This window comes from Kitasatospora sp. GAS1066B (assembly GCF_041262605.1).
Classification (GTDB): domain Bacteria; phylum Actinomycetota; class Actinomycetes; order Streptomycetales; family Streptomycetaceae; genus Kitasatospora.
In genome coordinates, this window is sequence record NZ_JBGCCO010000010.1 from 1 (window position 1) to 21,212 (window position 21,212).

General features: G+C 70.9%; 17 protein-coding genes. 7 read left to right on the forward strand and 10 right to left on the reverse strand.

Annotated elements, in window-relative coordinates; genetic code table 11:
- Nucleotides 1-139: 139 nt before the first annotated feature.
- The 7 genes from ABH937_RS13045 to ABH937_RS13075 form a co-directional block, all read right to left on the reverse strand.
- Nucleotides 140-1,417: a thymidine phosphorylase gene (locus ABH937_RS13045; RefSeq protein WP_280692414.1), complete on the reverse strand. Its 1,278-nt coding sequence runs from the start codon at nucleotides 1,415-1,417 to the stop codon at nucleotides 140-142.
- A 132-nt stretch (nucleotides 1,418-1,549) separates the two neighbouring features.
- Nucleotides 1,550-1,951, reverse strand: coding sequence for a cytidine deaminase (locus ABH937_RS13050; protein WP_280692412.1), 402 nt, complete (start codon nucleotides 1,949-1,951; stop codon nucleotides 1,550-1,552).
- Nucleotides 1,948-3,216, reverse strand: coding sequence for an ABC transporter permease (locus ABH937_RS13055; protein WP_280692410.1), 1,269 nt, complete (start codon nucleotides 3,214-3,216; stop codon nucleotides 1,948-1,950). The genes ABH937_RS13050 and ABH937_RS13055 overlap by 4 nt, the downstream gene beginning before the upstream one ends.
- Nucleotides 3,213-4,370: an ABC transporter permease gene (locus ABH937_RS13060; RefSeq protein ID WP_280692408.1), complete on the reverse strand. Its 1,158-nt coding sequence runs from the start codon at nucleotides 4,368-4,370 to the stop codon at nucleotides 3,213-3,215. Before ABH937_RS13060 ends, ABH937_RS13055 begins: the two co-directional genes overlap by 4 nt.
- A gap of 5 nt (nucleotides 4,371-4,375) precedes the next feature.
- Nucleotides 4,376-6,202 carry an ABC transporter ATP-binding protein gene (locus ABH937_RS13065; RefSeq protein WP_280692406.1) on the reverse strand — a complete coding sequence of 609 codons (1,827 nt, stop codon included), beginning with the start codon at nucleotides 6,200-6,202 and terminating at the stop codon, nucleotides 4,376-4,378.
- Nucleotides 6,203-6,427: 225 nt separating this feature from the next.
- Nucleotides 6,428-7,510, reverse strand: a complete 1,083-nt coding sequence (locus ABH937_RS13070) for a BMP family ABC transporter substrate-binding protein (protein WP_280692405.1) — start codon at nucleotides 7,508-7,510, stop codon at nucleotides 6,428-6,430.
- A 261-nt stretch (nucleotides 7,511-7,771) separates the two neighbouring features.
- Nucleotides 7,772-8,962, reverse strand: coding sequence for an amidohydrolase (locus ABH937_RS13075; RefSeq protein ID WP_280692472.1), 1,191 nt, complete (start codon nucleotides 8,960-8,962; stop codon nucleotides 7,772-7,774).
- Between the two features lie 587 nt (nucleotides 8,963-9,549).
- Between ABH937_RS13075 and ABH937_RS13080 the strand changes: the two genes are divergently transcribed.
- On the forward strand, nucleotides 9,550-11,661 hold the full coding sequence (locus ABH937_RS13080; RefSeq protein ID WP_370218268.1) for a protease pro-enzyme activation domain-containing protein: 2,112 nt from the start codon (nucleotides 9,550-9,552) through the stop codon (nucleotides 11,659-11,661).
- Nucleotides 11,662-11,726: 65 nt separating this feature from the next.
- Here ABH937_RS13080 and ABH937_RS13085 read toward each other — a convergent pair whose 3' ends face one another.
- The gene (locus ABH937_RS13085; protein ID WP_280692401.1) at nucleotides 11,727-13,301 is read right to left on the reverse strand and encodes a methylmalonyl-CoA mutase; all 1,575 of its coding nucleotides are present in this window, start codon (nucleotides 13,299-13,301) and stop codon (nucleotides 11,727-11,729) included.
- A 128-nt stretch (nucleotides 13,302-13,429) separates the two neighbouring features.
- On the opposite strand from ABH937_RS13085, the gene ABH937_RS13090 reads away from it, so the two are divergent.
- Together ABH937_RS13090 and ABH937_RS13095 are read left to right on the forward strand one after the other, a co-directional pair.
- A complete protein-coding gene (locus ABH937_RS13090; RefSeq protein ID WP_280692399.1) occupies nucleotides 13,430-14,191 on the forward strand; it encodes an SDR family oxidoreductase in 762 nt (253 codons plus the stop codon).
- A gap of 192 nt (nucleotides 14,192-14,383) precedes the next feature.
- The gene (locus tag ABH937_RS13095) at nucleotides 14,384-14,974 is read left to right on the forward strand and encodes a 2-oxo-4-hydroxy-4-carboxy-5-ureidoimidazoline decarboxylase (protein WP_280692397.1); all 591 of its coding nucleotides are present in this window, start codon (nucleotides 14,384-14,386) and stop codon (nucleotides 14,972-14,974) included.
- A 40-nt stretch (nucleotides 14,975-15,014) separates the two neighbouring features.
- Here the strand turns inward: ABH937_RS13095 and ABH937_RS13100 are convergent, their stop codons facing one another.
- Entirely contained in the window at nucleotides 15,015-15,728 is a 714-nt protein-coding gene (locus tag ABH937_RS13100; RefSeq protein WP_370218269.1) for a hypothetical protein, read from the reverse strand.
- A 252-nt stretch (nucleotides 15,729-15,980) separates the two neighbouring features.
- Here ABH937_RS13100 and sdhC point away from each other — a divergent pair, with 252 nt between their 5' ends.
- From sdhC to ABH937_RS13120, 4 genes are read left to right on the forward strand one after another with little or no spacing between them, the layout of a single operon-like run.
- Nucleotides 15,981-16,361, forward strand: coding sequence for a succinate dehydrogenase, cytochrome b556 subunit (gene sdhC / locus ABH937_RS13105; protein ID WP_280692393.1), 381 nt, complete (start codon nucleotides 15,981-15,983; stop codon nucleotides 16,359-16,361).
- Nucleotides 16,362-16,367: 6 nt separating this feature from the next.
- A complete protein-coding gene (locus ABH937_RS13110) occupies nucleotides 16,368-16,859 on the forward strand; it encodes a succinate dehydrogenase hydrophobic membrane anchor subunit (protein WP_280692391.1) in 492 nt (163 codons plus the stop codon).
- 59 nt (nucleotides 16,860-16,918) lie between these two features.
- A complete protein-coding gene (gene sdhA / locus ABH937_RS13115; RefSeq protein WP_280692389.1) occupies nucleotides 16,919-18,661 on the forward strand; it encodes a succinate dehydrogenase flavoprotein subunit in 1,743 nt (580 codons plus the stop codon).
- Nucleotides 18,661-19,455 carry a succinate dehydrogenase iron-sulfur subunit gene (locus ABH937_RS13120; RefSeq protein WP_280692387.1) on the forward strand — a complete coding sequence of 265 codons (795 nt, stop codon included), beginning with the start codon at nucleotides 18,661-18,663 and terminating at the stop codon, nucleotides 19,453-19,455. Before sdhA ends, ABH937_RS13120 begins: the two co-directional genes overlap by 1 nt.
- A 75-nt stretch (nucleotides 19,456-19,530) precedes the next feature.
- On the opposite strand, the gene ABH937_RS13125 is transcribed toward ABH937_RS13120, so the two are convergent.
- Nucleotides 19,531-21,201 carry a hypothetical protein gene (locus ABH937_RS13125; RefSeq protein ID WP_370218270.1) on the reverse strand — a complete coding sequence of 557 codons (1,671 nt, stop codon included), beginning with the start codon at nucleotides 21,199-21,201 and terminating at the stop codon, nucleotides 19,531-19,533.
- Between the last annotated feature and the right edge of the window lie 11 nt (nucleotides 21,202-21,212).

Below are 21,212 nucleotides of genomic sequence, written 5' to 3' on the forward strand. Positions count from 1 at the left end.
ACCCCCACAGACTGGGCCGCTGGAGGGCGCCCCCCAAAACCAACACCACCCCTCGCCGCGCGACCCGTTCCGCCCCCCCCGGGGGGGGGCGGGGGGGGGGCCCCCCCCCCCGCGCCCCCCGCCGACGAAGACGGCTACCTCACCCGATCCGGTCCAGCACCAGCGGCGTCCGCGTGTACTCCGTCCCCAGCGGCGAGACCTCGACCCCGCCCGCCAGCGCCTCGATCGCGTAGTCGTAGCGCTCCGGGGTGTCCGTGTGCAGGGTGAGCAGCGGCTGGCCGGCCGTCACCACGTCGCCCGGCTTGGCGTGCATCTCCACGCCCGCGCCGGCCTGCACCGGGTCCTCCTTGCGTGCGCGGCCGGCGCCCAGGCGCCAGGCGCAGACGCCCACCGCGTAGGCGTCCAGCGCGGTCAGCACGCCGGTGGCCGGGGCCGGGATCACGTGCTGCTCCTTGGCGACCGGCAGCGGGGCGTCGACGTCGCCGCCCTGGGCGGAGATCAGGCGGCGCCAGTGGTCCATGGCGGAGCCGTCCTTGAGGGCGTCGGCCGGGTCCTTGCCGTGCACGCCGGCGGCCTTGAGCATCTCGCGGGCCAGCGCGATCGTCAGCTCCACGACGTCCGCGGGGCCGCCGCCGGCCAGCACCTCGACCGACTCGCGCACCTCCAGGGCGTTGCCGGCGGTGAGGCCGAGCGGGGTCGACATGTCGGTGAGCAGCGCGACGGTGTTGACGCCGGCGTTGCGGCCCAGGCCCACCATGGTGCGGGCCAACTCCTGGGCGTCGGCCAGGTTCTTCATGAAGGCGCCGGAGCCGACCTTGACGTCCAGCACCAGGGCGCCGGTGCCCTCGGCGATCTTCTTGGACATGATCGAGGAGGCGATCAGCGGGATCGCCTCGACCGTGCCGGTGACGTCGCGCAGCGCGTAGAGCTTCTTGTCGGCGGGGGCCAGCCCGTCGCCGGCCGCGCAGATCACGGCGCCGGACTCGCGGAGCACGTGCATCATCTCGTCGTTGGAGAGCAGCGCGCGCCAGCCAGGGATGGACTCCAGCTTGTCGAGGGTGCCGCCGGTGTGGCCCAGGCCCCGGCCCGACAGCTGCGGGACGGCGGCACCGCAGGCGGCGACCAGGGGGGCCAGCGGCAGGGTGATCTTGTCGCCGACGCCACCGGTGGAGTGCTTGTCGGCGGTGGGGGTGCCGAGCGCGGCGAAGTCCATCCGGACGCCGGAGCGGATCATCGCGTCGGTCCAGCGGCTGATCTCGCGCAGGTTCATCCCGTTCAGCAGGATGGCCATGGCCAGCGCGGACATCTGCTCGTCGGCCACCACACCGCGGGTGTAGGCGTCGATCACCCAGTCGATCTGATCATCGGTCAGCTCGCGGCGGTCGCGCTTGGCGGTGATGACGGAGATGACGTCCATGGCTTTCTCCCACAAGGAACGAAATGGCGCGGGGGCGGCTGCTGCTCAGCCGCCCCCGCACAAACTCTACGCGCGTCACTCCCGCGCGGCTACCATCGGATCCACCGAGATCCGGAGACCCTCAGCGGCTGCCTACAGCCGTTCCGGACCGAACGCGTCCGGCAGGACCTCCGCCATCGTCTTGATCCCCGACGGCAGGTCCACCAGCAGTTCCGGGCCGCCGTGCTCGTAGAGCAGCTGGCGGCAGCGGCCACACGGCATCAGCGCCCGACCGGCGCCGTCCACGCAGGCGAACGCGACCAGCCGGCCGCCCCCGCCCGCGTGGAGCGCCGAGACCAGCCCGCACTCGGCACAGAGGCTGAGCCCGTAGGAGGCGTTCTCCACGTTGCAGCCGCTGACCACGCGTCCGTCGTCGACCAGCGCGGCCGCGCCCACCGGGTACTTGCTGTACGGGGCGTACGCCCGGGACATCGCGTCCCGGGCCGCCGCGCGCAGGGTGTCCCAGTCGATCTCGGGCAGCTGAGGCGCCGTCACTTGCCCTGGCCCTTGCGGTAGATCTGACCATCGGCCTTCGGCGGGCGCAGGCGCTGCGAGGACATCGCCAGGACCACCAGGGTGATGATGTACGGCGTCGCCACGATCAGCGGACGCGGCACGGCGTCGCTGGCCGCGTACCAGGCGGCCATGCCGGCGGCGGCGACCAGGCTCACCACGGCCGGGATCAGCTTGCGCCGGTAGCCCTGCCAGAGCGCCAGCAGCGCCAGGATCAGCGCGATCACCAGCAGCAGCACGTGCACCGAGCCGGGGTCGCGCAGCTGCAGGCTGTCGGTGAAGCCGAACAGGCTCGCACCGGTGGCCAGGCCGCCCGGCAGCCAGTTGCCGAAGATCATCGCGGCGAGACCGATGTAGCCGCGACCGCCGGTCTGGCCGTCGTGGTAGATGCTGGAGGCGACCATCGAGAGGTAGGCGCCACCGAGACCGGCGAAGCCGCCGGAGGCGATCACCGCGATGTACTTGTACTTGTAGACGTTGACGCCCAGCGACTCGGCCGCGATCGGGTTCTCACCGCAGGAGCGCAGGCGCAGGCCGAAGCTGGTGCGCCAGAGCACGAAGTAGCTCACGACCAGCAGCGCGACCGCCAGCAGGGTGACCACCGAGAGGTTGCTGACCAGGCCGCCGAGCACGCCGGCCACGTCCGAGACGAAGAACCAGTGGTGGCCCTCGATCGTCCCCAGCCAGGAGGAGAGGCCGGGCACGGTCAGGGTGGGCAGCCCCGGGGTGGGCGGGGACTGGCTCGCTCCGGCACCGGCGCTCTGGTACGCGGTGTAGTAGATCCGGTTGATGTACAGGCAGATGCCCGGGACCAGCAGGTTGATGCCGACACCGGCGATGATGTGGTCGACGCCGAAGCCGACCGTCATCACGGCGTGCAGCAGACCGGCGAAGGCACCGGCCGCGATCGCGGCCAGCAGCCCGACCCACGGATTGACCAGGAAACCGACCCAGGCACCGGCGAAGGTGCCGGCCACCATCATGCCTTCGAGGCCGATGTTGACCACACCGGCCCGCTCCGACCAGAGGCCGCCGAGGCCTGCCATGCCGATCGGCACGGCGGCGCCGATCGCGGCGGTGATCTGCCCCGAGGAGGTCAGCGCGTGGTTGCCGGTGCCGGCACCCACGGCGGCGAAGAGCAGGATCGCGCCCGCGATCAGCAGCAGGATGACCGGGAGGGAGAGCTTGCGGTTCTTGCCCGGCGCCGTGGCCGCCTGCTTGGGGCGGGACTCAGTCGCGGTACTCATGCCGCCACCTCCTTCTTCTCGTTCGCAGCAGCAGCCGCAGCGGCAAGCTGGGCGCCGACCTTCTGCTGCTGGCGCTTGACGCCGAAGCGGCGCACCAGCTCGTAGGCGACGACCACGCAGATCACGATGGTGCCCTGCATGACCTGGATGATCTCCGGCGGGAAGTTCTGCACCGACAGCAGCGGTGCGGTCGCGTCCAGGAAGGCCCACAGCAGCGCCGCGAAGGCGACGCCCACCGGCGTGTTGCGGCCGAGCAGCGCGATCGAGATGCCGGTGAAGCCGACCGTCTGCCCGAAGTTCTGGCCGAAGTAGTGCGAGTACGTCAGCAGGTCCGGCATGGCGCTCAGACCGGCCAGCGCGCCGGAGACGCAGATGCTGATCAGCACCATGCGCTTGACGCTGACACCGCTGGCAGCGGCGGCCTCCTCGGAGCGGCCGGTGGCCCGCAGGTCGAAGCCGAACCGGGTGCGGCTGAGGACCAGCTGGAACCCGATGCCGACCAGCACCGCGATGATCAGGAAGCCGTAGAGCTGGCCGCCCTGCGTGCTGAAGGTGAAGAAGTTGCTGGAGCCGGCCATCAGCTTGGTCTGCACGGTGTTGCTGACCCCGCCACCGTTGCCCGGCGCGAAGATGCCCGGCACCAGCAGCATGCCGATCACGGCGCCGGCGATCGCGTTGAGCATGATGGTCGAGATGACCTCGCTGACCCCGCGGGTGACCTTGAGGACACCGGCGATCGACGCCCACGCGGCGCCGACCAGCATGGCGACGATCAGCAGCAGCGGGATCTCGAGGAACGACGGCAGGTTGAGCTGGCCACCGACGTAGGCGGCGAAGAGCGCCGCGAGCTGGTACTGGCCGCCCGCACCGATGTTGAAGATGTTCATCCGGAAGCCGAAGGCGACCGCGATGCCGGCGAGGTAGTAGGTGGTGGCCTTGTTGAGGATGGCCACCTGGCCGTCGGAGGCGGTCCCGTAGTTCGTCATGATGTGGAACGCCTGGAACGGGCTGTAGCCCGCGACGGCCAGCAGCACCGAGCAGAGCAGCACGGCGACGATCACGGCGAGCACCGGAGCGGCGATCGCCAGGACCAGCTTCTCGCGGTCGATCCGCTGGAAGAACCCCCGCTGCACGGGGTGAGTGGTGGTACTCATGTGGGTCACTCCCCCGCCTGCGCGTCGTCGGCAGCGGTGTCGGTGGTGTCGGCGGCATCCCCGGCCGGGGCGTCGACCTCGTCGGCGGCCTCGGCGGCCTCGGTGCCTTCGGTCGCCTCGGCAGCCTCAGCGGCTTCGGTGGCCTCAGCGGACTCTGCGGCCTCGGTGGCGGTTGCGGCCTCGGCTGCCTCGGCCGCCTCGGTGGCGGCAACGGCCTCCGTCGACTCGCCGCCCGGTGCGTCGCTGCGCCCGAGCTGCTCGTCGGCGACGACCGCCGCCTGGGCCAGCGCGGTCTCGTCGGACTCGATGTGGCCGCCGGCGGCACCGGTCATCGCGGTACCCAGGTCCTCGGCGGTGACGGTGGCCGGGTCGGCGTCGGCGACCAGGCGACCGCGGTAGATCACCTTGATCGTGTCGGAGAGGCCGATCAGCTCGTCCAGGTCCGCCGAGATCAGCAGCACGGCCAGGCCCCCGCGCTGGGCGACCCGGATGTGCTCCCAGATCTGCGCCTGCGCGCCGACGTCCACACCGCGGGTCGGGTGCGCGGCGATCAGCAGCTTGGGCTGGTGGCTCATCTCGCGGCCGACGATCAGCTTCTGCTGGTTGCCGCCGGAGAGCGAGGCCGCGGTGACGTCGATGCCCGGGGTGCGGACGTCGTACTCCTCGACGATCCGCAGCGTGTCGCGCTTGGCGCCGGCCGGGTCGATCCGGAAGCCCTTGGCGTTGGGCGCCTCGGTGACGTGGCCCAGGATCCGGTTCTCCCAGAGCGGGGCCTCCAGCAGCAGGCCGTGGCGGTGCCGGTCCTCGGGGATGTAACCGATGCCGGCCTCGCGGCGGGCGCGGGTCAGCATCGGGGTGAGGTCCTTGCCGTCCAGCGTTACCACGCCGGCGTCCACCGGGAGCATGCCCACGATGGCCTCGACCAGTTCGGCCTGGCCGTTGCCCTCGACACCCGCGAGACCGAGGATCTCGCCCTTGTGGATGGTCATCGAGATGTCGTCCAGCACGACGCGCTCGATGCCCTCGGCGTCCGCCTTGGCGATCCGCAGGCTCTCGACCTTGAGCATCTCCACGTCGGTGACGGTGGACTCGCGGCTCTCCGGCGAGGGCAGCTCGCTGCCGACCATCAGCTCGGCGAGCTGACGTGCCGTCACCTCGCTCGGGTCGGCGTCGCCGACCGTGGTGCCGCGGCGGATCACGCTGATCGCGTCGGCCACCGAGAGCACCTCGTGCAGCTTGTGCGAGATGAAGATGACGGTGACGCCCTCGGCCTTGAGCTCGCGCAGGTTGCCGAAGAGCGCGTCCACCTCCTGCGGGACCAGCACGGCGGTCGGCTCGTCCAGGATCAGGATCCGCGCGCCGCGGTAGAGCACCTTGAGGATCTCGACCCGCTGGCGCTCCGCCACACCGAGGTCCTCGACCAGGGCGTCGGGGCGCACGTTCAGCCCGTACTGGTCGGAGATCTCCCTGATCTTCGCCTTCGCCTTGGCGCCGATGCCGTGCAGCTTCTCGCCGCCGAGCACCACGTTCTCCAGCACGGTCAGGTTGTCGGCCAGCATGAAGTGCTGGTGGACCATGCCGATGCCGCGGGCGATGGCGTCGCCGGGGGTGGCGAACTCGCACAGCTCGCCGTTGATCGCGATGGTGCCCTCGTCCGGCCGCTGCATGCCGTAGAGGATCTTCATCAGCGTCGACTTGCCGGCGCCGTTCTCACCCATCAGGGCGTGGACGGTGCCGGTGCGGACGGTGAGGTTGATGTCGTGATTGGCCACGACGCCGGGGAAGCGCTTGGTGATGCCGCGCAGTTCGACGGCCACGGTCGCCGATCCCATGGTGGGGTTACCTCCCTTGCTGAGGGAGGGCTTGGAAGCGGTGATGGCGATCTCCTGGTGGTGAGCAGGCGCGTCGTTGCGCTGGGGAGGAGGGGAGGCCGGCCGTGCTGCTCGGCGGCGGCGTGGAGGGAACGAGAGGGGCCCGGCGGAGTGCGCTCGCGCGCGACCCACCGGGCCCCTCCCTGTCTCAGACGTGTTGCTCGACTACGCGGTGGTGCTGGTCGGTCAGTTGGCCGGCGGGGTGGTCGGCGGGGTGACGGTGCCCGCGATGATCGCCTGGGTGGCGCTCTGGAGCTTGCCCGAGATGTCGTCGATGTGGCCGCCGGTGGTGGCCAGGCCCACACCGCCCGACTTCAGGTCGAAGCGCTGGATGCCGGAGAGCGGCTGACCGTTCTTGACGCTCTGGATGTAGTTGTAGACCGCGGTGTTCACGTTCTTCAGCGCCGAGGTCAGGATGTGGCTGCTGTACTGCGTCAGCGCGCTCTGCTTGGCCTGGTCGCTGTCGACGCCGATCACCCAGAGCTGGTCACCCTTGGTGGGGGCCGGCGTGGTCGCCACGGCCTGGATCGCACCGGTGCCCGAGGCGCCGGCGGCGGCGTAGATGACGTCCGCGCCCTGGTCGATCTGGCCCTGGGCGGCGGCCTTGCCCTTGCCCGGGTCGGTGAAGCCGGTGAAGTCCGGCGGGGTGGTCAGGTAGGTCACGTCGACCTTGATGCCCGGGTTGACGGAGGCGACGCCCGCGCGGTAGCCGGCCTCGAACTTCTTGATCAGCTCGGACTGCACACCACCGATGAAGCCGACCTGGTTGGTCTTGGTCTTGCTGGCGGCCGCGATACCGGCCAGGTACGAACTCTGCTGCTCAGTGAACTCCAGCGAGGTGACGTTGCTCGGCTGGGTCGGCGAGTCGGAGTCGATGATCGCGAACTTGACGTTCGGGTGCTCCTTGGCGACCTTCTCGACGGTCGCCTGGTACACGAAGCCGACCGCGATGATCGGGTTGTAGCCGGCCGTGACCAGGCTCTCCAGACGGGTCTGCTTGTCGGAGTCCGCCTCACCGGGCTTGGCGTCGGCCTCGCTGGTCTGGACGCCGAAGTCCGCCTTGGCCTTGTCCAGGCCTGCCGCGGCCGAGTCGTTGAAGCCCTGGTCACCACGGCCGCCGACGTCGTAGGCCATGCCGACCTTGATGCCGGAGCCGCCCGAGGAGGACGCGGAGGTGGTGTCGGTGCTCTTTGCGCCGCAAGCGGCGAGCGAGGCGATGCCCAGGGAACCCGAGAGCACAACCGCGGCGAGCTTTACTGAACGGCGCAAGGGAGTATCTCCTTCTCACACACCCGTTTGGCGTGGTCGGACGTCACCGTAACGCGCGTAGAACACGGTTGTGTTACGGGTCGCCCGGCCATTCGGGTTGTTATCAAACCGTGGCACTGGGGACCATCAGGTCAGGGTGAACACCTGCTGATCGGCCCAGTGTCCCACGGCCGCACGGAACCTCCACAGGCCCCTTCGATCGGCCCCGCCACCACGGCTCTCCCCGGTCGCGACGTGCCACCGCGGCGGCTGCCGGCACCCTCAGCTGCGGCCGTGCTCCAGCGCCAGCGAGCTGAAGAGTTCGACGCCGATCGCGATCGCCCGCTCGTCCACGTCGAACTGCCCCTGGTGCAGGTCCCGCACCGCCGTCTCGTGCGGCGCGCGCACGCCGAGCCGGGCCAGCGCGCCCGGCGCGTGCTCCAGGTACCAGGAGAAGTCCTCGCCCCCCAGGGACTGCTCCGTCTCCTCCACGACGGCTTCACCCTCGCCACCGAACTGTCGCGTCATCGCCATCTCGAACTGGGCGATCGATTCCGCCTCGTTCACCACCGGCGGGACGCCCCGCTTGTAGTCCAGCGTCCACTTGGCCCGATGGGTCTCGGCCATCGAGTCGACCAGCTCGTGCAGCGCGTCCGGCGCCTCCCGCCAGCCGGCCAGCTCCAGGCAGCGGACGGTGCCCTCCAGTTCGGCGTGCTGCGGGATCACGTTCGGCGCGGAGCCGGACTCGATCCGGCCCCAGACCAGGCTGACGCCCCAGCGCGGGTCCATCCGGCGGGCCAGCGCGCCCGGCAGGTCGGCGGCCAGCCGGCCGATCGCGGTGACCAGGTCGGTGGTCAGGTGCGGGCGCGCGGTGTGTCCGCCGGGGCCGTCCAGGCTCAGCACCAGGGCGTCGCAGGCCGAGGTGATCGCGCCGGTGCGCAGGCCGATCCGGCCGACCACCACCTTGGGGTCGCAGTGCACCGCGAAGATCCGGCCGACCCCGTCCATCCCGCCGGCCGCGATCACGTCCAGCGCGCCGCCGGGCATCATCTCCTCGGCCGGCTGGAAGATCAGCCGCACCGGCTGCCGCAACCGCCCCTCGCGCAGCGCGTCGGCCAGCACCAGCGCGGTGCCGAGCACCACCGAGGTGTGCACGTCGTGGCCGCAGGCGTGGGCGCTGCCGGGGACCGTGGAGCGGTACGGGGCTTCGGACTTCGCGTCCTCGATGGGCAGTGCGTCGATGTCCGCGCGGAAGGCCAGCAGCGGGGCCCCGGCCTCGCTGCCGGGCGGCACCAGGTCGACGATCAGACCGGTGCCGCCGGGCAGCACCCGCGGGGTCAGCCCCGCCTTGCCGAGCCGCTCGCAGAGCAGCTTGGTGGTGCGGAACTCCTGGCGGCCCAGCTCGGGGTGGCGGTGCAGGTCGCGACGGAAGGCGATCAACTCGGCCTCGTACGCCCGGATCCGCGCGCGCAGCGGCCGCGCGGCCCTGGCGAGGTCGGACGGTGCCTGGGCGGCGGTCGCGGTGGCCTGCGGATTCGCCTGCGGGCTTGACTTCGGGGCGGTCTGTGGACGCTTCACCCCAACAAGAATATGGGGGCGGGGAGAGTTTGGCTTGACTTCAGCCGAATAACTCCCCGGATTGACGCATACGCGGCCCGCAGGTGGGTATGACATCTCGTTTCAGCCGCCTTCCCCGGTGGCACCGCCCCGACCGGTGAACCTGTGCAACGACCAGGAACCCCAGGGGTCACGACCGGACGCCACCAGCGTGGACCCCGACTGTCACACCTGCATGGCCGCCGCGTATCAGCATGCGGTCATTCAGGTCATGGGATGGCAAAAAATTCAGGCGAAGTCTTGAAGATCGACCATCTGAGCGAATAGACAACGACGGCACAGTCAAACTCCCACTCCGCCGACCCTCCCTCAGGAGCCAGGCCAGGCGGGGTGATCCGTCACGCCCGCGTCCGGAGCGAGCTCACGAAGCACGCCCGACACGCTGTCACCATCGCCTGCCCCCGCAGGAGATGGGGGCCTTCCATGAGAAGTGGGGAACCCACGTGCCCGCAGCTGCTCGCAGCCGGCTCGCCGGGATAGCCGTCGCGGCCCCGGCCGCCGCTGTCCTGGTCCTGGGAACGCTCGCGTTCGCCAGCCCGGCCATCGCCTCCACCACCGCTGACCAGCCGTCCGCCGCGAAGGAGCTCATCGGGTCGCACCCCGACTGGGCCACCGCGCAGGCCGACGCCGGCGCGGTGCCCGCGGGCACCGCGGCCACCGCCCGGGTGTACCTGGCCGGCAAGGACCCGCAGGGGCTGGCCGCCTACGCCCAGGCCGTCTCGGACCAGAACTCCCCGCTGTACGGGCAGTTCCTCTCCACCGCCGACGCCAAGGCCCGGTTCGGCACCAGCGACGCGCAGGTCAAGGCGGTCAGCAAGTGGCTGACCGGCGCCGGTCTGACGATCAGTGCGACCGACGCCCACTACCTTCAGGTCACCGGCACCACCGACCAGCTGACCAAGGCGCTGGGCACCCAGTTCCGCAACTACCGCACCGACGACGGCACCCACAAGGCCCCCGCCGCCGACGCGGTGGTCCCGGCCGAGGTCGCGGCCGACGTGGCCGGCATCCAGGGCCTGGCCGACACGGTCCAGAAGTCCTCCTCGAACGCCGTCTCGCAGGCCACCGCCGAGGCCCAGGCCCAGGGCACCGACCAGCCCGGCGCGCTGTCCGCCAAGACGCCGCAGGCGCTGCCGACCACCCCGACCTGCTCGGACGGCAAGTACGGCTCCAAGACGGCCTCCGGCGCCCCGGTCGGCTACGAGAAGAACGAGCCGTTCGCGCCCTGCTCGTACGTGCCCAGCCAGCTGCGCAAGGCCTACGGCGTGACCGACGCCAAGGTGACCGGCAAGGGCGCGACCGTCGCCATCGTCGACGCCTACGGGCTCGGCACCATGCAGGCCGACGCCAACCACTTCGCCACCGCGCACGGCGACCAGCCCTTCGCCCCCGGCCAGTACAAGGAGGTGCTCACCCCGAACCAGTGGGTGCACCAGGCCGACTGCGGCGACTGGTCGGGCGAGGAGGCGCTGGACGTCGAGATGGTGCACGGCCTCGCGCCGGACGCCAACGTGGTCTACGTCGGCGCCAACTCCTGCTACGACCAGGACCTGACCGCCGCGCTGAGCAACATCGTCGACAACCACCTGGCCGACATCGTCTCGAACTCCTACGGCGAGATCATGCACGGCAAGAGCGGTGACCTCGACCCGGCCGTGATCGCGGCCGACAACCAGGTCTTCCAGCTCGGCGCCACCGAGGGCATCACCTTCATGGCCTCGGCCGGCGACTGCGGCGACAGCTCGCCGGGCGCCGCGGCCACCGGTGCCAACTGCCAGCCCGACACCAACCAGGCCCAGACCCAGTGGCCGTCCTCCTCGCCGTGGATCACCTCGGTCGGCGGCACCACGCTGGAGCTGAAGAACAAGGCCGGCGACTACGGCCACGAGCTCAGCATGGGCGACTCCCGCTCGGTGCTCTCCCCCGACCAGAAGTCCTGGACCCCGTACCCGGGCAACTTCTACTTCGGCGGTGGCGGCGGCGTCGTCAAGGGCGAGGCCCAGCCGTGGTACCAGCAGGGCGTGGTGCCGGACTCCATCTCCACCGTGGCGGCGGACGGCACCAAGTCGGCCACCCCGCAGCGGGCCACCCCGGACGTCGCGATGAGCGGTGACCTGGTGGCGGCCACCCTGGTCGGCTACACCCCGGCCGGCGGCAGCTACAGCGAGGGCGGCTACGGCGGCACCTCGGTCTCCTCGCCGGAGTTCGGCGGCATCATGGCCGACGCGATCCAGGCCCGCGGCGGCCGGCCGCTCGGCTTCGCCAACCCGGACCTGTACGACCGCTACGACTCCCGCGCCTTCCACGACGTCAACGACGCCGCGGTGCACACCAAGCGCGGCAACGTGGTCGACCTGGGCATGGTCGGCGGCCAGCTGAAGGTCCGCCTCTACAAGGTCGGCGCCGACTACGGCCTGTCGGCCACCAAGGGCTACGACACCGCGACCGGCCTCGGCTCGCCGGCCAAGGGCTTCTTCAAGTCCTTCGCGGTGAAGCACAACAGCGCGGACAACCTCGGCCCGGACACCTCGGGCGACGACAACGCGCAGAACTGACCCAGCGGTGACCGTGGGGCCCGGAGTCGAACCGACTCCGGGCCCCACGTGCGTGTGGAGCGCGGTCAGAACCGCTCGGCCGGCCGGTAGGTCCCCCAGACCTGGCGCAGCGCGTCGCTGACCTCGCCGACCGTGGCACGGGCGGCCAGGGCCTCCTTCATCGGGTACAGCACGTTGTCGCTGCCCTGAGCCGCCCGCCGCAGGGCGCCGAGCGCGCGGTCCACCGCCGAGCGGTCCCGCTCGGCGCGCAGCCGGGCCAGCCGCTCGGCCTGCCGCGCCTCGATCGCCGGGTCCACCCGCAGCGGCTGGTACGGCTCCTCCACCGCCTGCTGGAATCGGTTGACCCCGACCACGGTCCGCTCGCCCGCGTCGGTCTCCTGCTGGATCCGGTAGGCGGTCCGCTCGATCTCGGCCTTCTGGTAGCCCTGCTCGATCGCCGCCACCGCGCCGCCCAGTTCCTCGATCCGCGCCAGCAGCGCCAGCACCGCCGCCTCGACGTCGTCGGTCAGCGCCTCCACCGCGTAGGAGCCGGCGAACGGGTCGACGGTGGCGGTGACATCGCTCTCGTAGGCGAGCACCTGCTGGGTGCGCAGCGCGAGGCGGGCCGCCTTCTCGGTGGGCAGCGCGATGGCCTCGTCGAAACCGTTGGTGTGCAGCGACTGGGTGCCACCCAGCACCGCGGCCAGCGCCTGCACGGTCACCCGGGCCAGGTTGACCTCGGGCTGCTGGGCGGTCAGCTGGACGCCTGCGGTCTGGGTGTGGAACCGCAGCATCTGCGACTTCGGGTCCCGCGCACCGAAGGTGTCGCGCATGATCCGGGCCCAGATCCGGCGCGCGGCACGGAACTTGGCCACTTCCTCGAGCAGCGTGGTGCGGGCCACGAAGAAGAAGGAGAGCCGGGGCGCGAAGTCGTCCACCGCCATCCCGGCGGCCAGCGCGGTACGCACGTAGGCGATGCCGTTGGCCAGCGTGAAGGCGATCTCCTGCGCGGGGTCGGCGCCGGCCTCGGCCATGTGGTACCCGGAGATCGAGATGGTGTTCCAGCGGGGGATCTCGGCCCGGCAGTAGCGGAACACGTCGGCGGCCAGCCGCAGCGAGGGCTCCGGCGGGAAGATGTAGGTGCCGCGGGCGATGTACTCCTTGAGCACGTCGTTCTGCACGGTGCCGGTGAGCCGGTGCGCCGCCACCCCCTGGGCCTCGCCGACCAGTTGGTAGAGCAGCAGCAGGAGGGCGGCGGGGGCGTTGATGGTCATCGAGGTGGAGACCTCGCCCAGCGGGAGGCCGTCGAAGAGCACCGCCATGTCCTCGACGCTGTCGATCGCCACCCCCACCTTGCCCACCTCGCCGGCCGCGAGCGGGGCGTCCGAGTCGTGGCCCATCTGGGTCGGCAGGTCGAAGGCGACCGAGAGCCCGGTGGTGCCGCCGGCGATCAGCTGCCGGTAGCGGGCGTTGGACTCGGCGGCGGTGCCGAAGCCGGCGTACTGCCGCATGGTCCACGGGCGCCCGGTGTACATCGAGGGGTAGATGCCCCGGGTGAACGGGTACTGCCCCGGCCGCCCGAGCCCTGGCTCGGGCGGTTCGGGTCCGTACAGCGGCGCGATCGGGAAGCCGGACTCGCTGCGTCGTGGCTCTGCTGCCATCGGGATCCTCCGCACGAAAACGGGTGGCACCGCAGGCCGGGAGGCCCAGGTCCTGTCCGGCCGATCTTGCTGCGATGATGGCACCGCAGGCTGTCAGGCACGACGGAACGCAGGCAAAGGACACGGCAATGGGTAGCGGTCAGCAGAAGGTCGCGGTGGTCACCGGCGCGAGCAGCGGGATCGGCGCGGCGACCGCCCGGCACCTGGCGGACGAGGGCTTCGAGGTGGTGCTGACCGCCCGGCGCACCGAGCGGATCGAGGAGCTCGCCAAGGAGATCGAGGCCAAGGGCGGCGTCGCGCGCGCGGTCACCCTGGACGTCACCGACCGCGCCGCCGTGGACGCCTTCGCCGGCTCGGTGGGCCGGGTCGACGTCCTGATCAACAACGCCGGCGGGGCGTTCGGCGCCGAGTCGGTCGAGCGGGGCGACCCGGCCGACTGGCTGGCGATGTACCAGGTGAACGTGCTCGGCGTGCTGCACATGACCCAGGCGCTGCTGCCCGGCCTGCGGGAGAGCGGCGACGGCACGGTGCTGATCCTCTCCTCCACCGCCGCGCTGGCCGCCTACGAGGGCGGCGGCGGGTACGTGGCCGCCAAGCACGCCGCGCACACCATCGCCGCCACGCTCCGCCTGGAGCTGGTCGGCGAGCCGATCCGGGTGATCGAGATCGCCCCCGGCATGGTCAAGTCGGAGGGCTTCGCGGTGACCAGGTTCCGCGGTGACGAGGCCAAGGCGGCCGCCGTCTACCAGGGCGTCTCGCATCCGCTGACCGCCGAGGACATCGCCGAGACGGTGACCTGGGCGGTCACCCGCCCGTCGCACGTCAACATCGACCTGCTGGTGGTCCGCCCGCGCGCCCAGGCCTCCAACTACAAGGTGCACCGGGACTGAGCGGGGGCGGCGGATCGCCGGATCGGGATGGTCCGGTATGGCGCGGGTCACAACTTGATAGCTCGTCAGGGTGAATTCCGCGAGCACTCTCCCCAACGGGTGAGCGCTCAACTACCGTGGTGCCGCTGCCCGGGAGGAGCTCGGCGCCGCGTGGGTGACCCCGCTCGCGCTCTGCCGTGATCCATGCTGTTCATGTCCGATCCCACGAGCCCCTTTCCGCCCTCCGAGGAGGACCCGCTGGCCAGCGACATCCCGGCCGACATCCCCGCACCACGGCCGACGACCCCGCCCAGCCCCGCGGTCGGACTACACCGTTTCAACGAGGCCGACCCCGGCGCCGCCGAGGAGGCCCTGCTCGCCTGCTGCGGCAGTCAACGCTGGGCCCTGCGGCTGACCGCCCACCGCCCCTACCCCGACCTGGAGTCGCTGCTGGCCGCCGCCAGCGAGGCCTCCTACGACCTGCGTCCCAGCGACCTGGCCGAGGCGCTGGCCGACGAGAGCTGGATGCCGCAGCCGCTGCTCGGCATGCGGGCCCCGGGCAGCCAGGCGGCACACACCGCGCTGCGTGCCGCGCACGCCGCCTACGAATCCCGCTTCGGGCACGTCTTCGTGGTCTGCCTGGACGGCGTCGAGCCGGAGGAGATGCTGGACACCGTGCTCAGCTCGATCCGCACCCGGCTGGCCAACGAGCCGGACGAGGAGCGCCTGGTCGCCGCCGAGGAGCTGCGCCGGATCGCGCTGAACCGCCTGGAACACCTGGTCGCCAGCAGCACGGCCGCCTGAAGCCCGGCCACCTCAAGCCCGGCCGGCCGGCCCGGTCGGCTCACCCCTGCGCGGCCCGCAGCTTGCGGGTCTGCGCCAGGACCACCGCCGAGTCCGGCACGGCGGCCGGCTCCTTCGCCGTCCCCACGGTGGAGAAGACGGCCAGCGCCGTGCCGACCCGGACCACCGCGGCCCGCTGCGAGAGCGCCGGCCCACCCGTCTGCGGACCACTCGTCAGGGTGAAGGCGGTCGCGCCGTCGGCTCCCCCGGGGGTGGGCGTGTCGGCCCGCTCCAGCTGGTGCCGGGTGCGGGCCCCCTGCGGCTGGCTCGCCGCACCCGAGGTGAAGTCGGCGCACTGCGCCAGCACCTGGTCGAGCGTCGACTGCAGCACGGCCGCCCGGCCCACCGGGTAGCCGAGCAGCGCCGTGTAGAGGGCGCCCGGCGAATCGCCGGCCCTGACCGTGCTCAGGTCGGTCTCGGCCTGCGGTTGGGCATTCGGGTCCGCCGGACCGATCGCGTCCAGCACCGGCTGGCAGGCCGCGACATCGGCCAGCTGCCGCTCCCCGTGCTGCGGCGCGGCGGCCTGACCCGGGCTCATCAAGGTGACGGTGTATCCGCCGCCGAGATCCGCGCTCTCCACCGCGGCGGCCCGCAGCTCGACGACACTCAGCACCCGCGCCGCCGGCAACTGGTCGGCCGCGGTGGGCTTGACCGTGGCGCACCCGCCGACCGCGAGCACGGGCAGCAGCAACAAAACGGCAGGGCGAACGGTCATCGATGTCCTCAACGGCGATTGACAACGGCGGAAAGCCGAAGATCCGTCACCGTACCGCGCCGGAACCATGACCCAGCGTCACGGAAAAACGTCCCGTTAGGCCGCCCGTGCCTGATTGATCACACTCAAACCCCCCGGAGGCGGTTACCGACGACGCGTCGATAGGATGACCGCGGCCGGTGGACCGTACCCGGCCGGGCTGACCGACACCGAAGCCGGCCGAGCCCTTCAACCGCTTCCGGAGGGTTTTCCGTGCCGGCTGGAACGCTGTACCGCGGCCGCGAAGGCATGTGGTCCTGGGTGGCTCATCGAGTCACTGGCGTCCTCATCTTCTTCTTCCTTCTCGTCCACGTCCTGGACACCGCACTGGTGCGGGTCTCGCCACAGGCGTACGACTCCGTCATCAACACCTATAAGACTCCGCTGGTGAACCTGATGGAGTACGGCCTCACCGCCGCCATCCTGTTCCACGCCCTGAACGGCCTGCGGGTCATCGCGGTGGACTTCTGGTCGAAGGGCCCGAAGTACCAGAAGCAGATGCTGTGGAGCGTCGTCGGCCTCTGGGTCGTGCTGATGGCGGGTGCCTTCTGGGGCATCCTGCAGCACACCCTGCTCACCTGGTTCGGGAAGTGATCCGGCATGTCTACTGACACCACCGACATCGAGCTGATCTCCTCCTCGCAGGCGCACACCGGCAAGGGTCTTGGCACCGGCAACCCCGCCGACGCCTTCGTGATCCAGCCGCCGCGCACCCGCACCACGAAGACCCCGCGGCGCACCCGGACCAACTTCGAGATGCTCGCCTGGCTCTTCATGCGCCTGTCGGGCGTCGTGCTGGTCGTGCTGATCCTGGGTCACCTGCTGATCATGCTGCTGCTCGACCACGGCGTGTCGAAGATCAACTTCGCCTTCGTCGCCGGCCGCTGGGCCTCGCCGTTCTGGCAGGGCTGGGACCTGCTGATGCTCTGGCTGGCCATGCTGCATGGCGCCAACGGCATGCGCACCGTGATCAACGACTACGCCGAGAAGGACTCCACTCGGCTCTGGCTGAAGGGCCTCATGGGCGCCGCCACGGTCTTCACCGTGCTGCTCGGCACCCTGGTGATCTTCACCTTCGACCCCAACATCTGAGGCCCAGCAGCTAATCGGCCATCGCAGAGCCAGCAAGAGCCAGAGGCGAGCTAACCCCCATGCAGATTCACCAGTACGACACCGTCATCGTCGGCGCCGGCGGCGCCGGCATGCGCGCGGCCATCGAGTCGACCCAGCGCAGCCGCACCGCGGTCCTGACCAAGCTCTACCCGACCCGGTCCCACACCGGCGCGGCCCAGGGCGGCATGTGTGCCGCCCTGGCCAACGTCGAGGAGGACAACTGGGAGTGGCACACCTTCGACACGGTCAAGGGTGGTGACTACCTGGTCGACCAGGACGCCGCCGAGATCATGTGCAAGGAGGCCATCGACGCCGTCCTCGACCTGGAGAAGATGGGCCTGCCCTTCTCCCGCACCGAGGCCGGCCGGATCGACCAGCGCCGCTTCGGCGGCCACACCCGCAACCACGGCGAGGCGGCCGTGCGCCGCTCCTGCTACGCGGCCGACCGCACCGGTCACATGATCCTGCAGACGCTGTTCCAGAACTGCGTCAAGCACGGCGTCGAGTTCTTCAACGAGTTCTACGTCCTCGACCTGCTGATCAACGACGGCAAGACCTCCGGCGTCGTCGCCTACGAGCTGGCCACCGGCGAGATCCACGTCTTCCAGGCCAAGGCGGTCGTCTTCGCCTCCGGCGGCACCGGCAAGTTCTTCAAGGTGACCTCCAACGCCCACACCCTCACCGGTGACGGCCAGGCCCTGGTCTACCGCCGCGGCCTGCCGCTGGAGGACATGGAGTTCTTCCAGTTCCACCCGACGGGCATCTGGCGGATGGGCATCCTGCTCACCGAGGGCGCCCGCGGTGAGGGCGGCATCCTGCGCAACAAGGACGGCGAGCGCTTCATGGAGCGCTACGCCCCGGTCATGAAGGACCTCGCGTCCCGTGACGTCTGCTCGCGCGCGATCTACACCGAGATCCGCGAGGGTCGCGGCTGCGGCCCCGAGGGCGACCACGTCTACCTGGACCTGACGCACCTTCCGCCGGAGCAGCTGGACGCCAAGCTCCCGGACATCACCGAGTTCGCCCGTACCTACCTCGGCATCGAGCCCTACACGGACCCGATCCCGATCCAGCCCACCGCGCACTACGCGATGGGCGGCATCCCGACCAACGTCGAGGGTGAGGTGCTGCGCAACAACACCGACGTCGTCCCCGGCCTGTACGCGGCCGGCGAGGTCGCCTGCGTGTCCGTGCACGGCGCCAACCGCCTGGGCACCAACTCGCTGCTGGACATCAACGTGTTCGGCAAGCGGGCCGGCATCGCCGCCGCCGACTACGCGAGCAAGAGCGAGTTCGTCCCGCTGCCCGCCGACCCGGCCGAGAAGGTGCAGGCGCTGGTCGACGGCCTGCGCGAGTCCACCGGCACCGAGTCCGTGGCGCAGATCCGCAAGGAGCTGCAGGAGACCATGGACGTCAACGCCATGGTCTACCGCACCGGCGCCACCCTGAAGCAGGCCGGCGAGGACATCGCCGCGCTGCGCGAGCGCTACAAGCACGTGGCGATCCAGGACAAGGGCTACCGCTACAACACCGACCTGCTGGAGGCCGTGGAGCTGGGCAACCTGCTCGACCTGGCCGAGGTGCTGGTCATCTCCGCGCTGGCCCGCGAGGAGTCGCGCGGCGGCCACTTCCGCGAGGACTTCCCGACCCGTGACGACGTGAAGTTCATGCAGCACACCATGGCGTACCAGGAGGTCGCCGAGGACGGCACCACCTCGATCCGCCTTGACTACAAGCCGGTCGTCACGACCCGCTACCAGCCGATGGAGCGTAAGTACTGATGAGCGCCCCCACGATCGACGCCCCGCACTCCGCGGCGCTGGACGCGGCCGAGGCCGGCGGCGTCCAGATGATCAACTTCACCCTGCGGATCCGCCGGTTCAACCCGGAGGAGCACCCGGACCCGGTGTGGGTGGACTACCAGCTCACCATGGACCCCAAGGAGCGCGTCCTGGACGCCCTCAACAAGGTCAAGTGGGAGCAGGACGGCACCCTCACCTACCGCCGCTCCTGCGCGCACGGCATCTGCGGCTCGGACGCCATGCGGATCAACGGTCGCAACCGGCTGGCCTGCAAGACCCTGCTGAAGGACGTCGCCACCCCCGACGGCAAGGGCGGCATGCAGCCGATCACCATCGAGGCCATCAAGGGCCTCGCGGTCCTCAAGGACCTGGTGGTCGACATGGACCCGTTCTTCCAGGCGTACAAGGACGTCATGCCGTTCCTGATCACCAACGGGAACGAGCCGACCCGCGAGCGCCTGCAGTCCGCCGAGGACCGCGAGCGATTCGACGACACCACCAAGTGCATCCTGTGCGCCGCGTGCACCTCGTCCTGCCCGGTCTTCTGGAACGACGGCCAGTACTTCGGCCCGGCCGCCATCGTCAACGCGCACCGCTTCATCTTCGACTCGCGTGACGAGGGCGCCGAGCAGCGCCTGGAGATCCTCAACGACCGCGAGGGCGTGTGGCGCTGCCGCACCACCTTCAACTGCTCGGAGGCCTGCCCGCGTGGCATCGAGGTCACCAAGGCGATCCAGGAAGTCAAGCGCGCCCTGGTGACGCGCCGCTTCTGACGCTCCGTCGAGCCGACAACGGCCAGGGCCCCGTCCGATCGGACGGGGCCCTGGCCGTTGTGTTGTGCGTCTGCGTTACTGCAGCACTCCGAAGTCATACGGCTCGGTCCAGCCGCTGAAGACGTCCAGGTGCCCGTCCGGGGTGACCGCCCACAGGTCGGCCACACCGTCGCCGTCCAGGTCACCGGAGCTGCCCAGGGTCGGGTAGGCAGCGGTGGTGAAGCCGGACGCCACCACGTGGGCGGTGGGGTCCGCCAGAGCGGAGAAGTCGAAGGTGCCGTCGGCCTTCTTCGGCAGCGGGAAGGCGTGCAGGTCACCGGTGGCGCGGTCGCGGGCCCAGAGCGCCAGATTGCCCTGCGCGTCGGCACCGGGGGCGACCAGGTCGTAGCCGCTCCAGTTGCCGGTGGTGGTCAGCTGCTGGGCGACAGTGAAGCGCAGCGAGTTGGCCCGGTCGAAGAGCCACAGGTTGCCGCCCTCGACGGTGAGCAGCGCTGCATCGTTCGGCTTGCCCGGGTCGGTGGAGCCGAGCGCGACGAGCTGCGTCACACCGGACCAGTCGGAGCCGTAACCCGCGGGGCAGCCGATGGTGGCCCCAGTGACGTCCTGGCACGTCGTGGGACGGCTGACCAGCCCGGGGTACTGCCCGCCGAGCTGGAGCGAGCCCTCGTTGCGGTACATGTAGAGGGCGCCGGGGTTCTGCGGGTTGTGCACGAAGACCGTGTCCGCGGTCGCGGTGTTCGGCATCCAGCCACGGTGGGCGATCTGCAGACCGCTCCAGCTGCCGGATCCGCCGGGCGCGTCGGCCGCCGGGAAGGCCTCGCTCGGCGTCGTGCTGCCGCTGTTGCCCTTGATCACCTGGAGGGCACCCGCACCGTCGGGCACCACGATGTCCGCCAGACCGTCGTTGTCCACGTCACCCGGAGTGGCCGGCGGGGTGGGGTTGCTCGGCGCGTAGAAGCCGTACGAGACGGTCTGCGAGACGTTGCCCGCGTTGTCGATCGCCTGGACGGCCAGCGTGTTCGTGCCCCAGTCGGCGGGCGTCAGCTGCACGCTCGCCGTGCCGTCGGCAGCGGGCACCACGGTGTTGGCGGCCCCGCAGCCGGTGAAGATGCCCAGCGAGGCGGGCGCGAGCGCGTACTGGTAGCAGGCCACTCCGGACGCCGCGCCGCCGGCGGGCACCGGGTCGGCGCCCGTGAAGGTGAAGGTGCCTGGCTGGCCCGCGTACTTGGTCGCCGTCTGCCCCGAGCCCTGCGCCGGGAAGTCGGTGGAGTTCACGCCGACGGTCGGCGGGGTGCGGTCGACCCGGAAGTGGCACTCGGGCGTGGACGCGTCCACGCCCGCGCCGGCGGTGTAGGCGTGCCAGACGTAGCTGTGGCCGTCCTGCAGACCCGGCACCTGGACGCTCACGGTGCCGTTCTGGACCGCCAGCTTGGTGGCCCGGAACACCGAGGTGTGCGGGTCGGTGGTGGTGTCGGTGACCGCGATGTCCGGCAGGGTGGTGACGCCGGCCGGGAGCTGGACGTCAGCGCTGAGCGTCGGCGGCGCGATGCTCAGCCCGACCCAGCCCGGGGTGCCGTTCGGCGCGCAGTCCTCGGCCGGGGTGCCTCCGGGGGCAAGCACCGGGACCGGCGTGACGCGCGGGTTGCTGAAGGCGAGCCCGGCGTCGGCGACGGCGTTCGGTGCGGTGGCCAGGCCGACGGCCACGGTGAGCACGCCGGTGGCGGCGAGCAGGCGCTTGGTACGCAAGAAGATGAGTC